Below are 12,733 nucleotides of genomic sequence, written 5' to 3' on the forward strand. Positions count from 1 at the left end.
GCCGTGACCTGGCGTGACGACATCCCGCGCGCGGCGCCGCCGCGTGTCGAGCCGTCGTGGTGGATGCAGCAGGCGCTCCTCGCGGAGGCGCCCGCCGCCTCCGCCGAGCGTCCGCTCGACGGCGACGTCCGCTGCGACGTCGCGATCGTCGGCGGCGGCTACACCGGGCTGTGGACCGCCCTGCGCCTGAAGGAGGCGGAGCCGTCGCTGCGCGTCGTCGTGCTGGAGGCCGGCATCTGCGGCCAGGGCGCGAGCGGCCGCAACGGCGGCTTCGCGACGACCTGGTGGCACGACCTCGACGCGCTCGAACGCCACGTCGGCGCCGAGCAGGCGCGCTTCCTGGCGCGCGCGTCGAGCGACGCGATCGGCGAGATGGAGACGCTGTGCGACGAGCACGGCCTCGACATCCACCTGCGCCGCGGTGGCAAGCTCGTCGCCTCCGCGGCGCCGGGCCAGGACGGCAGCTGGGACGCCGCTGTCGCGGCGGCCGAGCGGCTCGGCGAAGCCGGCCGCTTCGAGCCCCTCGACGGCGCCGCGATCCGCGCGCGGATCGGCTCGCCGGTCCTGCGCGACGGGTACTTCATCGCCGACAGCGCCTCGATCCAGCCGGCGCTGCTGGCGCGCGGCCTGCGCACCGCCGCGCTGAGACTCGGCGTCGCGGTCCACGAGCACACGCCGATGACCGGGCTCGACCGCGCCGCGGCGCGCGTGCAGACGCCGCGCGGCACCGTCAGCGCCGACCGCGTCGTGCTGGCGACGAACGCCTGGGCGTCATCTCTGCCCGAGCTGCGCGGCGTGCTCGTACCGCTCTCCAGCCACATGCTCGTCACCGCGCCGATCCCGGAGCGGATCGAGCAGCTCGGCTGGACCGGCGGCGAGAAGCTCGTCGACGGGCGCAGGCTGATCCACTACCTGCACGTCACGCGCGACGGCCGCATCGCCTTCGGGCGCGGCGGCGGAGCGGCCGGATTCCGCGGCCGGGTCGGCGGTCGCGTGATCTGGGACGAGCGCCTCGCGCGGACGGTCGTCGCCGACTTCCGCCGCTTCTTCCCACAGCTCGCCGACGTCCGCATCGAGGCGGCGTGGGGCGGAGCGGTCGACCGCTCGTGGCGGCACCTGCCGTTCTTCGCGCCGCTGCCCGGCGCCGACCGCGTCCTCGTCGGCGCCGGTTACTCTGGCGACGGAGTGATCCCGGCGGTCGTCGGCGGCCGGGTGCTCGCTTCACTGGCGCTCGGTCGCGGCGACGCGTGGGCCACCTGCGGGATGACCACCGTCCCGGACCACCGCCAGATGCCTCCCGAGCCGTTCCGCAAGGTCGGCGCCGAGGCGATTCGCGCGCTGATCGCGCGCAACGAGGCGCTCGAAGAGCGCGGCGGCCGTCCTGGCGCGCTCGCGCGCCGTACGGCCGGCCTCGCGTGGCTGACCCTGCCCGCACGTCGCAGCGGCGCAACCCAAGTATCCGATCCAGGAGAGAGAGCACTGTGAGCACCATCCTCCACCCGCGAATGCGCGCCGTCGCACTCGCGCTCCTCGCCGCCGTCGCGGCCGTGACGCTCGCCGCCTGCGGCAGCTCGGGCGACGACGACAAGGGCGGCTCGACCGCCTCTGGCTCGTCGAGCGCCGACAAGGGGCCGATCGTCGTCGCCAGCTGGGGCGGCAAGTTCACGAGAAGCACGCGTGACTTCCTCGCCAAGCCGTTCACCGACGAGACCGGCATCGAGGTGAAGATCGTCGACGTGCCGGGCAACCAGGTCGCCCAGCTGAAGGCACAGCAGAGAGCCGGCAAGATCCAGTGGGACCTCGTCGACTCGGTCGTCGGCCAGGACGCGTTCCTGCTCGACAAGGAAGGCCTGCTGGAGCCGCTGCCCGCGAAGCTCCAGAGAAGATTCGAGAGAACGCTGACGAGAGGCGCGACGGAGTCGTTCGGCTTCACGTTCGCCAACCTCGGCTACGTCGTCGCGTGCAACGCCGACAAGGTCGACAACTGCCCGAGAAACACGACGGAGTTCTTCGACACCGACGCGTTCCCCGGCGACCGCACGATGTGCGCGACCTGCCCGCTCGTCAACCTGACGCTGGCCGAGGTCGCCTCCGGCACGCCGATCGACGAGACGGCGAGAAAGGACGTCGACCTGCCGGCCGCGCTCGACAAGCTCGGCGAGGTCAAGCCGGAGGTGAAGGTCTTCTGGCAGTCCGGCGACCAGATGGAGCAGGTGATGCGGACCGGCGAGGCGTCGATCGGCATCCTCTACAGCGGTCGTGCGCTCGCGTTGAAGGAGCAAGGTCTGAACCTGGAGATCGGCTGGGACGGCGGCGTCTACGAGCCGGGCTACTGGGCCGTCGTCAGAGGCTCGAAGCACGCCGGCGCGGCGCAGCAGTTCATGAGCTGGATCGCCGACAACCCCGAGGCGCAGGCGAAGTGGGCCGAGGCGATGCAGTACTCGGTCCCGAACCCGAAGGCGTTCGACCTGATGAAGCCCGAGGTCGCCGCGGGGCTCGCCGACAACCCCGAGAACGCCGAGAAGCTCGCCCGCATGAACTTCCGTTGGATGGTGGACAACGCCGAGGAAGTCAACGGCGAGTGGAAGTCGTTCCTCCAGGGCTGATGATGCCGTGAGCCGTCTCGCCGCCCAGCGGCGCGCATGGAGTGCGACGCCGTCGCACTCCACCGCGCTCCTGCTGCTGTTCCCGCTCGCGATCGCGGTCGCCGCGTTCGTGCTCTACCCGCTCGTCAAGCTCGTCGGCGACTCGCTCGCCGACGGCGGGCTGCAGAACTACGCCGACGCCTTCTCGGGTCCGCTCGTCAAGCGCGCGCTCGTCACCACGCTGCTCTACGCGGCGGGCGTGACGGTCGTCGCCGTCGCGATCGGCTGGGGACTGGCGTGGACGGTCCGCACGACGAGATCGCGCCTGGTCAAGGCACTCATCTGGGCCGGCGTGATGCTCCCCTTCTGGATGGGCGTCGTGGTGAAGAACTACGCCTTCACCGTGCTGCTCGCCAACAACGGCGTCGTCAACAGAGTGCTGACCGGGATCGGCCTCGCCGACAGACCGGTGCAGCTGCTGTACACGCCGGGCGCGGTGATCGTCGGCATCGCCTACGCGATGATCCCGTACGCCTTCTTCGGCATCTACGCGGTGCTCTCCAGCGTCGACCTCGGGCTGCCGGCGGCGGCCCAGAGCCTCGGCGCCACGCGCACCCGCGCGATCCGCACCGCCGTGCTGCCGCTCGCGCTGCCCGGGATCGTCGCGAGCGCCGCGCTCGTGTTCGCGATCTCGATCGGCTTCTACGTCACACCGGTGCTGCTCGGTGGCGCCTCGACCCCCTTCATGGCGACGTTGATCCAGGACGACATCTTCACGTACAACGACCCGGTCGAGGCAGCGACGGCATCGGTGATGCTGCTGCTCTGCGCGCTGATCGTGCTGGGCTCGACGTTCAAGCTGGTCGGGCGCGAGCGACTGCTGCGGGCGATCGCATGAGCGCGCTGCACGAAGGCTCTCCGCCGGTCACCGCCGGCCGCCGCACCGCGGATCGCGCGCTGCGGCTGCTCGGCCGCCTCGGCGTCGCGCTGAGCGTCGCGTTCCTGCTGGCGCCCGCCGTGGTGATCGTCGTGCTGTCGTTCTCCGGCGACGACGTGCTCGCGTTCCCACCGAAGGAATGGGGCTTCCGGCAGTACTCAGAGCTGTTCTCGTCCGACATCTGGATGCCGGCGATCTGGCTGTCGATCAAGATCGCGGCGCCGAGCGCGCTGCTGGCGCTGCTGATCGGCGTGCCGGCGTCACTGGCGATCGTGCGCTCGCGGCTGCCCGGCCGCTTCGCGCTCCAGATCGGCGGCATCGCCGGAATGATCGTGCCGATCTCCGCCTACGCGGTGGCGATGTACGGCGTCTTCGCCCAGTTCGAGCTGCTCGGCTCGTTCTGGGGCCTGGTGATCGCCAACTCGATCCTCGGGCTGCCGTTCGTGCTCGTGATGGGGACCGCGGCGCTGACGCGCGTCCCGGTCGAGCTGGAGCTGGTCGCGATCACGCTCGGCGCGAGCCGCCTGCGCGCGTGGGTCGGGATCACGCTGCGGCTGATGCTGCCCGCGATCTTCGGCGCGGCCGTGCTGGCGTTCGTGACCGCGTTCGACGAGGCGGTCTTCATCAACTTCCTCGGCGGCCCCGACCTGGTGACGATGCCGAAGGCGATCTTCGACTCCGTCCGCTACGGCGTCGACCCGGCGATCACCGCGATCGCGACGCTGCTGATGGTGGCGACGGGCGCGCTGATGTCCCTCCCGACCCTCCTGAGAAAGAAGGACCCCAGATGAGCGACGACACGCTCTCGCTGCGCCTCCAGGGCGTGACGAAGCGCTTCGGCGAGGTCGAGGTGTTGACCGGGATCGACGTCGACGTGCGCGACGGCGAGTTCCTCACGCTGCTCGGTCCCAGCGGCTCGGGCAAGACGACGCTGCTGCGAATCATCGTCGGCTTCGAGGGGCCGAGCGGCGGCGCGGTGCTGCTGCACGGCCGCGATGTCTCGGCGCTGTCGCCGGCGGAGCGCGACATCGGCATGGTCTTCCAGCAGTACGCGCTGTTCCCGCACATGACCGTCGCGCAGAACGTCGAGTACGGCCTCAAGCTGCGCCGCTGGCCGGCGGAGAAGCGGCGCGAGCGCGTCGGCGAGATGCTGCGCGCGGTGCGGCTGGACGGCAAGGAGGGACGCTACCCGCGCGAGCTGTCCGGCGGGCAGCAGCAGCGCGTCGCCTTCGCCCGCGCGCTCGCGTTCGGGCCGAAGCTGCTGCTGATGGACGAGCCGCTCGGCGCGCTCGACCGCTCGCTGCGGCTGGAGATGGAGGAGGAGATCCGCCGCGTCCATCGCGAGCTGAAGCCGACGATCGTCTACGTCACGCACGACCAGCAGGAGGCGCTCGCGCTGTCGGACCGGATCGCGATCATGGACAGAGGCCGGATCGCCGCGCTCGACACGCCGCAGCGGCTCTACTACCACCCCAACAGCGCGTTCGTGGCGCGCTTCTTCGCCAACGCGAACGTGCTGCCGGTCGAGCTCGGCGAGGCGAAGGCGGTCCGTGACGCCGCCGACGGGCACGTCGCGGTGCGCCTCCACGGTCAGTCGCTCGACGTCGCGCCCGGCGCCGGCGTCGGCCCGCGCGACGGCGCGGCGGTCTCGGTCCGGCCGCGCTCGTTCTCGCTCGGCGCGCGCGCCGACGGCGAGCAGGGGCTGCGCGTCAGGGGCCGCGTCGCGGAGACGCTGCTGCTCGGCGAGGACCGCGAGGTGACCATCTCGCTGCCCGACGGCGGGCGCATCCAGGCGCTGCTCGACGCGCGCACCGCGCACGGCGTGGACGTCGGCGCCGACGTCGACCTGTTCGCGCCGGCCGACGAGCTGGTGCTGGTCGCCGCGTGAGGTCGCGTCCCCGCGCTTCGGCACGTCGGCGCTCGCCGCTTGGCGGGCGCCGGTCCGCCGCGTAGTCTGCCGCCGTCAGGTCCCGATACGCCGGATCACGGAGGTAAGGCAATGCCCCGACGTTCCGCCGCTGCGCTCGCAGCGACGCTGGCCGTGCTCGTGCTCGCGCCGACCGCCGCGCAGGCGGGGAGACCGGGGACGTGGACGGCGTTGACCGCCGCCGACGGCTCCAACACCGACCAGGTCGGGCTGGCGCGCACGCCCGACGGGCGCCTGCACGTCGCCTGGCAGCGCAAGACGCCGGGCAACAGCGTCCACGACGACCTCGTGCAGACGATCGTCTCCGAGAGCGGCAGAGTGGGACCGGCGCAGACGATCGCGTCGAACTGGATCGGGATCGGCTCGCCGTCGCTGGCGGTCGCCGGTGACGGCTCGCTGCTGCTCGCGGCCGGTGCGACGAACACGCTCGACCCGGGGGCGATCGACTCGATCGCGACGTGGCGCTCGGGCGACGGCGGCGCGACCTGGTCGGCGCCGGCGAGATCGACACCCGCGGGCGGCTTCGCCGACGATCTCGGACTCGCTTTCGGCGCCGACGGCACGACGCCGTTCATCGGCTGGGGAAGCACGTTCGGGCTGTTCGTCCACCGCGGCCTCGACCCGGCGACCAGCCCCGGGAACTTCCAGACGGGCGCGGGCTTCGGCTGCTGCGGCTACTCGCCGGGGATCGCGCGCGACGCGGCGAGCGGCCAGCTCGTCGTCGCGTGGCACTCGAACGCGACCGGCCACGTCGGCGTCTTCGCGCAGCAGGTCGACCAGGCGACCGGCAACCCGACCGGTGCGCCGGCGCTGATGCCGGGCTCGACGACGTCGTACAACGGCGGCGTCGAGACCTCGTACTCGCTCGCGCACACGCCGATCACCGGGCGGCCCGGCAGAGCGGGCGTGTGGCTCGCCTACGAGGGCGGCTACCCGACGACGAAGAGAGTCGTCGTGTGGCGCTACGGCGCGTCGAGAGCGAGCGTGATCGCGACGCGCTCGGAGGGTCTCGACGACGTCGGGATCGCGGTGACGCCGGAGGGTCGTCTGTGGGTCTTCTGGACCGGCGGGCGGGACGTCTACGCGCGCCGCTCGAACCCGGCCGGGACCGCGTGGGGTGCGATCACGACGGCGCCGATGCCGAGAGGCACGCAGACGAGCTTCAAGCTGGCGGGCAACGCGCAGAGCGGCCTGCTCGACCTCTTCGGCGCGTTCGAGCGCAGCGGGCCGGGCGTCCAGACGTGGCACACCCAGCTGCGCGCCGGGCTGACGCTCACCGCGACGCCGGCGAGAGCGAGAGCGGGCGCCAGAAGCGTCCAGAACATCAGACTCAGCGTCACCGACGCAGGCGCCCCCGTCGCCGGCGCGACGGTCAGACTCGGCAGCGCGAGAGGCTTCACCGGCGCGGCCGGCACGGTCACGCTCGGCATCCCTGCCGGCGCCAGACGGTCGACGCTCACCGCGCGCGCGACGCGCATGGGCTACGTGGACGGGACGGTGAGGGTGCAGGTGCGATGATCGGGCGATGATCGCTCGCTACACGCGCCCCGAGCTGGGGGCCCTCTGGACCGACGAAGCCCGCATGACCGCCTGGCGTGACGTGGAGGTCGCGGCGTGCGAGGCGATGGAGGGTCCGACGGCGCAGGAGCTGGAGGCGATCCGCGCGGCGACGTTCAGCGTCGAGGCCGTCAACGAGCGCGAGCGGACGACCGACCACGACGTCGCCGCGTTCGTCGACGTGCTGTCGGCGTCGGCCGGGCAGGCCGGGCGCTGGATCCACTATGGGCTGACGTCCTCCGACGTGCTCGACACGGCGCTGGCGCTCCAGCTCAAGCGCGCTGGTGACGTGATCCGGCCCGGCGCCCACCGGCTCGTCGAGGTGCTCGCGCGTCGCGCGCGCGAGCACAAGGAGACGATCACGGTCGGCCGCACGCACGGCGTCCACGCCGAGCCGACGACGTTCGGCATCAAGCTCGCCGGCTTCGCGTTCGAGGCGCACCGCAACGCGCAGCGGCTGGAGCGCGCGTTCGAGCAGGTCGCCGTCGGCGCGATCTCCGGCGCGGTCGGCACCTACGCCGCCACCTCTCCGGCGTTCGAGGCGCAGGTGCTGGAGCGGCTCGGGCTCGGCCGCGAGCCGGTCTCGACGCAGGTCGTCGCGCGCGACCGCCATGCCGAGCTGCTGCAGGCGATCGCGCTCGCCGGCGCCGGCCTCGAGCGCCTGGCGACCGAGGTCCGCCACCTCCAGCGGACCGAGGTGCGCGAGGCCGAGGAGCCGTTCCGCAAGGGCCAGAAGGGCTCCTCGGCGATGCCGCACAAGAGAAACCCGATCAAGACCGAGCAGATCACCGGCCTCGCGCGCGTGCTGCGCGGCAACGCCCAGGCGGCCGTCGAGAACGTCGCGCTGTGGCACGAGCGCGACATCTCGCACTCGGCCCCCGAGCGCGTGATCCTGCCCGACTCGACGATCCTGATCGACTACCTGCAGGCGCGCATGACGGCCGTGATCGACGGCCTCGTCGTGCATGAGGACCGGATGCGCGAGAACCTCGACATCACCTCCGGCGCGCTCTTCTCCCAGCGGCTGCTGCTGGCCCTGATCGACGGCGCCGGCATGGTCCGCGACGACGCGTACCGGATCGTCCAGCGCACCGCCCAGCAGGCATGGGACACGCGCACCCCGCTGCGCGAGCTGATCGCCGCCGAGCCGGCCGCCGCCGGCCTCGACCTCGACGCGATCTTCGACTACGGCCACTACGCGCGCTACGCCGACGACATCTTCGCGCGGCTCGACGAGATCGCCTGACGCAGCACGCCCGCCGTCGCATACCGCTGCTAGCATCGCCCCACGTGACCTCCCTCTCCGATTTGCCCCTCGTCGCAAGAGGCAAGGTCCGTGAGATCTACGATCTCGGCGACACGCTGCTGCTCGTCGCTTCGGACCGCATCTCGACGTACGACGTCGTCCATCCGAACACGATCCCGGACAAGGGCAAGGTGCTGACCGCCCTCTCCGTGTTCTGGTTCGAACGCCTCGGTGCGATCGTGCCGAACCACTACATCTCGGCCACCGACGGCGTGCCGGACGACGTGCGCGGCCGCGCGCTCGTCGTCAGAAAGCTCGCGATGCTGCCGGTCGAGTGCGTCGTGCGCGGGTACATCACCGGCTCCGGCTGGAAGGACTACCTGGCGACCGGCAAGGTCTCGGGCCTCGATCTGCCGGCCGGGCTGCAGGAGTCCGAGCAGCTGCCGCAGCCGCTCTACACGCCGAGCACGAAGGCCGAGGTCGGCCACGACGAGGCGATCGACTTCGAGCAGACGGTCGCGCTGCTGGACGGCGACCGCGCGCTCGCCGAGCGTGTCCGCGACGTCTCGATCGAGGTCTACGTGCGCGCCGCTGAGCACGCGCGCGAGCGCGGCGTGATCCTCGCCGACACGAAGTTCGAGCTGGGCCGCGACGCGGCCGGCGAGCTGACGCTCGGCGACGAGGTGCTGACGCCCGACTCCTCGCGCTTCTGGCCTGTCGCCGGCTACGAGCCCGGCCACGGCCAGCCGAGCTTCGACAAGCAGATCGTGCGCGACTGGGCGTCGTCGACCGACTGGGACAAGTCCTACCCCGCGCCCGAGATCCCAGCTGAAGTCGTCGACAAGACGCGCGCGAGATACCTCGAGGCCTACGAACTGATCACCGGCGAGCCGTTCGACGCCTGGCTGGAGAGGACCAACCCGTGAAGATGCGCGTGCTCGTGCGGCCGAAGGCCGGCATCCTCGACCCGCAGGGTCAGGCGGTCGAGCGGGCGCTGCCGGCGCTCGGCTTTGGCGGCGTCTCGCAGGTCCACGTCGGCCGGCTGATCGAGCTGGAGGTCGAGGATCCCGCGCAGCTGCCCGCGATGTGCGAGAAGCTGCTGGTGAACCCGCTGATCGAGGACTACGAGATCGTCTCGTGAAGTTCGGCGTCCTCCGCTTCCCCGGCACCTGCGACGAGGTCGACGCGCAGCTCGCCGCCGAGCGCGTCGCGAACGCCGAGATCCTCTGGCACGGCGACCGCGACCTCAAGGGCGTTGACGCGATCGTCGTCCCGGGCGGCTTCTCCTACGGCGACTACCTGCGCGTCGGCGCGATCGCGCGCTTCTCGCCGCTGATGGAGTCGGTGATCGACTTCGCCAAGCAGGGCGGCCCGGTCCTCGGCATCTGCAACGGCTTCCAGATTCTCTGCGAGGCCGGTCTGCTGCCCGGCGCGCTGCTGCCGAACAGATCGCTGCGCTTCATCTGCCGACAGGTCGACCTCGTGGTCCAGCGCACCGACACGCCGTTCACGAACGCGTGCGAGGAGGGCGAGATCCTGTCGATCCCGTCCAAGCACACGACCGGCTGCTGGTACGCGCCGCCGGCGCTGCACGAGCAGGTCGAGGCGAACGGCCAGGTCCTGCTCCGCTACGCGCCCGGCCAGAACCCGAACGGCTCGCTCGCCGACGTCGCCGGCGTCAGCAACGAGGCAGGCAACGTCTTCGGCCTGATGCCGCACCCCGAGCACGCCGTCGACCCGCTGACCGGCTCGGTCGACGGGCTCAAGCTCTTCACCTCGATCCGAGACTCCCTCGCCGCCCATGTCTGACGCCGCCGCTGCCGTCCCCGCGCACCGCGCGCTCGGCCTCACCGACTCCGAGTACGACCTGATCGTCGAGAAGCTCGGCCGCGAGCCGAACGCCGTCGAGCTGTCGATGTTCTCGCTGATGTGGAGCGAGCACTGCTCCTACAAGCACTCGAAGAAGCTGCTGCGCCAGCTGCCGGTCGAGGGTCGCTACCTGCTGATGGGACCGGGCGAGAACGCCGGCGCGGTCGACGTCGGCGGCGATCTCGCGATCGCGTTCAAGGTCGAGTCGCACAACCACCCGAGCGCCGTCGAGCCGTTCCAGGGCGCGGCGACCGGCGTCGGCGGGATCCTGCGCGACATCTTCGCGGTCGGCGCGCGCCCGATCGCGGTGCTCGACTCGCTCCGCTTCGGCGAGGTCGGCGGGGATGACAGCGCGCGCTCGCGCTACCTGCTGGAGCACGCGGTCGGCGGCATCGGCCACTACGGCAACTCGATCGGCGTCCCGACCGTCGGCGGCGAGATCTACTTCGAGCCGCCCTACGAGCAGAACTGCCTCGTCAACGCGATGGCGCTCGGGATCGCGCCGCACGACCGCCTCACGCGCTCCGCCGCGACCGGTCCCGGCAACACGCTGATCCTGTTCGGCGCGCTGACCGGGCGCGACGGCATCGGCGGCGCGTCGGTGCTGGCGAGCGCCGAGCTGGGCGAGGACGACGCCGACAAGCGCCCGACCGTCCAGATCGGCGACCCGTTCGCGGAGAAGAAGCTGCTCGAGTGCTCGCTGGAGCTGCTCGACGAGGAGCTGCTCGTCTCACTCCAGGACCTCGGCGCCGCCGGCCTCACGTCGTCCTCCTCGGAGATGGCGAGCAAGGGCGGCCTCGGCCTCGACATCCACGTCGACCGCGTGCCGGTGCGCGAGCCGGGCATGGAGCCGTTCGAGATCATGGTCTCCGAGTCGCAGGAGCGGATGCTCTGCGTCGTCGAGCCGGACAAGGTCGACGCGGTGCTCGCCGTCTGCGAGAAGTGGGAGACGACCGCGACCGCGATCGGCGAGGTGACCGACTCCGGTCGCCTGCGCGTGCTGCAGCACGGCGAGGTCGTCGGCGACATGCCGGTGCCCGCGCTCGTCGACGAGTGCCCGCTCTACGACCTCGAGCCGGCGAAGCCGGCGGCGGCCGTCTACCCGGCACCGGAGCGCACGCTCGCCGCGGCCGACGACGACCTCGCGGCGATCCTGCCGGAGCTGCTGCGCAGTGCCAACATCGCCTCGCGCCTGCCGGTCTTCGAGCAGTACGACTGGCTCGTGCAGTCACGCACCGTGCGCCGGCCCGACGAGGCCGACGCGGCCGTGCTGACGCTGCCCGACGGCAGCGCGATCGCGGTCTCGATCGACGGCTCCGGCCGCCGCGTCGCGGCCGACCCGTACCGCGGCACGGTCGAGAACGTCGTCGAGTGCGCGGCGAACCTCGCCTGCGTCGGCGCCGAGCCGCTCGGCCTGACCAACTGCCTCAACTTCGGCAACCCCGAGAAGCCGCACATCGCGTGGCAGCTGACGGAGTCCGTCCGCGGCATGGCCGATGCCTGCCGCGCGCTCGACACGCCCGTCGTCGGCGGCAACGTCTCGCTCTACAACGAAGGCGGCGGCGGCCCGATCTACCCGACGCCCGTCGTCGGGATCGTCGGCAGACTGCCCGACGCGGCGCGCGCCGGCCGGCTCGGCTTCGCGCACGCAGGCGACGCGATCGCGGTGGTGCGCGCAGCGTCGCCGTCGCTCGCCGCCTCCGAGCTGGCGAAGCTGCGCGGCGAGGCGCTGCCCGACGGTCTGCCGGAGCGCTCGCTGCCCGCGCTGCGCGCCGCGATCGAGCTGGTCCGCGACGCGGTCCGCCGCGGCGACCTGCGCAGCGCCCACGACGTCGCCGAGGGCGGCCTCGCGGTCGCGCTGGCGGAGTCGGCGCTGGCCGGCGGCAACGGCGCTCGTGTCGACCTCGCGTTGGTCGGCGGCGCGACCTGCCAGTCGCTCCCGCTCGACGAGCAGCTGTTCGGCGAGGGCCCCGGGACGTTCGTGCTGTCCGGGCCGCGCGCGGCGCTCGATGCGCTCGCGGCGGCGGCTCCGGAGGGCGTCGCGGTCAGCGTCGTCGGCGAGGTCGGCGGCGACGCGCTCGCGGTCGAGCACGGCGGCGGCACGCTGGCATGGCCGCTGGCGGACCTGCGCGAGCCGCGCGAGCGCGGCCTCGCCGACCTGCTCGACGCCTCCACCCGCCTCGACGACTGAGCCGCACCCGCGTGCAGGCGCGACGCCTGTCGCGGCGGGCTGACGCGGCGGCGCCCGCTTGCTCGCGATCGGCGGCGGGCGCTGGTACTCCAGCGGCTCGTTCTGGTACTGCCGCCTGACGCCGACGTCGGGCTCGGACATCCGCTTCAGCTCCGAGTACACGGTCCTCAACGCCGTCGTGGAGGCTGACGGCTCGTGGGCGTTCGACGAGACGGTCCCCAGCGGCGGCAACCCGTCGTACTACGAGTGGCACGTCGCGACGAACGGAACGGTCACCGGCGGGTACAGAAGCCCGGGCGGCGACGTGCAGCAGCTCGGCCCGTTCCAGTACGTCCACCAACCGGCGGATTGCAGCTACTGATGCGTCTGGACGCTCGGCGCGCGGGCGCGATCGTGGCCAGGCGCGGCGTCGCCCGCGCGC

General features: G+C 72.2%; 12 protein-coding genes. All 12 read left to right on the forward strand.

Annotated features, from left to right (window positions below):
- Positions 1-3: 3 nt before the first annotated feature.
- Complete coding sequence (locus CWOE_RS04050; protein WP_049793173.1) at positions 4-1,485, forward strand: FAD-dependent oxidoreductase; 1,482 nt, start codon at positions 4-6, stop codon at positions 1,483-1,485.
- Between the two features lie 20 nt (positions 1,486-1,505).
- Positions 1,506-2,606, forward strand: a complete 1,101-nt coding sequence (locus tag CWOE_RS04055; protein WP_041730086.1) for an extracellular solute-binding protein — start codon at positions 1,506-1,508, stop codon at positions 2,604-2,606.
- Positions 2,607-2,613: 7 nt separating this feature from the next.
- Positions 2,614-3,483, forward strand: a complete 870-nt coding sequence (locus CWOE_RS04060) for an ABC transporter permease (protein WP_012932300.1) — start codon at positions 2,614-2,616, stop codon at positions 3,481-3,483.
- On the forward strand, positions 3,480-4,313 hold the full coding sequence (locus CWOE_RS04065) for an ABC transporter permease (protein ID WP_012932301.1): 834 nt from the start codon (positions 3,480-3,482) through the stop codon (positions 4,311-4,313). The genes CWOE_RS04060 and CWOE_RS04065 overlap by 4 nt, the downstream gene beginning before the upstream one ends.
- Positions 4,310-5,410 (forward strand): ABC transporter ATP-binding protein, encoded by a 1,101-nt coding sequence (locus CWOE_RS04070; RefSeq protein WP_012932302.1) that lies wholly within the window; start codon positions 4,310-4,312, stop codon positions 5,408-5,410. Before CWOE_RS04065 ends, CWOE_RS04070 begins: the two co-directional genes overlap by 4 nt.
- A gap of 111 nt (positions 5,411-5,521) precedes the next feature.
- Positions 5,522-6,967 (forward strand): sialidase family protein, encoded by a 1,446-nt coding sequence (locus tag CWOE_RS04075; protein WP_012932303.1) that lies wholly within the window; start codon positions 5,522-5,524, stop codon positions 6,965-6,967.
- 7 nt (positions 6,968-6,974) lie between these two features.
- On the forward strand, positions 6,975-8,252 hold the full coding sequence (gene purB / locus CWOE_RS04080) for an adenylosuccinate lyase (protein WP_012932304.1): 1,278 nt from the start codon (positions 6,975-6,977) through the stop codon (positions 8,250-8,252).
- 44 nt (positions 8,253-8,296) lie between these two features.
- The gene (locus CWOE_RS04085) at positions 8,297-9,178 is read left to right on the forward strand and encodes a phosphoribosylaminoimidazolesuccinocarboxamide synthase (RefSeq protein ID WP_012932305.1); all 882 of its coding nucleotides are present in this window, start codon (positions 8,297-8,299) and stop codon (positions 9,176-9,178) included.
- 2 nt (positions 9,179-9,180) lie between these two features.
- Entirely contained in the window at positions 9,181-9,393 is a 213-nt protein-coding gene (gene purS / locus CWOE_RS04090) for a phosphoribosylformylglycinamidine synthase subunit PurS (RefSeq protein WP_012932306.1), read from the forward strand.
- Positions 9,390-10,061, forward strand: coding sequence for a phosphoribosylformylglycinamidine synthase subunit PurQ (gene purQ, locus CWOE_RS04095; protein WP_012932307.1), 672 nt, complete (start codon positions 9,390-9,392; stop codon positions 10,059-10,061). Before purS ends, purQ begins: the two co-directional genes overlap by 4 nt.
- Positions 10,054-12,312, forward strand: coding sequence for a phosphoribosylformylglycinamidine synthase subunit PurL (gene purL, locus CWOE_RS04100; protein WP_012932308.1), 2,259 nt, complete (start codon positions 10,054-10,056; stop codon positions 12,310-12,312). The genes purQ and purL overlap by 8 nt, the downstream gene beginning before the upstream one ends.
- Positions 12,313-12,370: 58 nt before the next feature.
- Positions 12,371-12,673, forward strand: coding sequence for a hypothetical protein (locus CWOE_RS04105; RefSeq protein ID WP_012932309.1), 303 nt, complete (start codon positions 12,371-12,373; stop codon positions 12,671-12,673).
- Positions 12,674-12,733 lie beyond the last annotated feature (60 nt).

The organism is Conexibacter woesei DSM 14684 (genome assembly GCF_000025265.1).
Classification (GTDB): Bacteria; Actinomycetota; Thermoleophilia; order Solirubrobacterales; family Solirubrobacteraceae; genus Conexibacter; species Conexibacter woesei.

What these genes read in the sequence shown, in the direction of transcription:
- CWOE_RS04055 (WP_041730086.1), top strand. Translation starts at nt 1,506, where the DNA reads ATGCGCGCCGTCGCACTCGCGCTCCTCGCCGCCGTCGCGGCCGTGACG.
- CWOE_RS04065 (WP_012932301.1), top strand. Translation starts at nt 3,480, where the DNA reads ATGAGCGCGCTGCACGAAGGCTCTCCGCCGGTCACCGCCGGCCGCCGC.
- CWOE_RS04070 (WP_012932302.1), top strand. Translation starts at nt 4,310, where the DNA reads ATGAGCGACGACACGCTCTCGCTGCGCCTCCAGGGCGTGACGAAGCGC.
- CWOE_RS04075 (WP_012932303.1), top strand. Translation starts at nt 5,522, where the DNA reads ATGCCCCGACGTTCCGCCGCTGCGCTCGCAGCGACGCTGGCCGTGCTC.
- purB (WP_012932304.1), top strand. Translation starts at nt 6,975, where the DNA reads ATGATCGCTCGCTACACGCGCCCCGAGCTGGGGGCCCTCTGGACCGAC.
- purS (WP_012932306.1), top strand. Translation starts at nt 9,181, where the DNA reads ATGCGCGTGCTCGTGCGGCCGAAGGCCGGCATCCTCGACCCGCAGGGT.
- purL (WP_012932308.1), top strand. Translation starts at nt 10,054, where the DNA reads ATGTCTGACGCCGCCGCTGCCGTCCCCGCGCACCGCGCGCTCGGCCTC.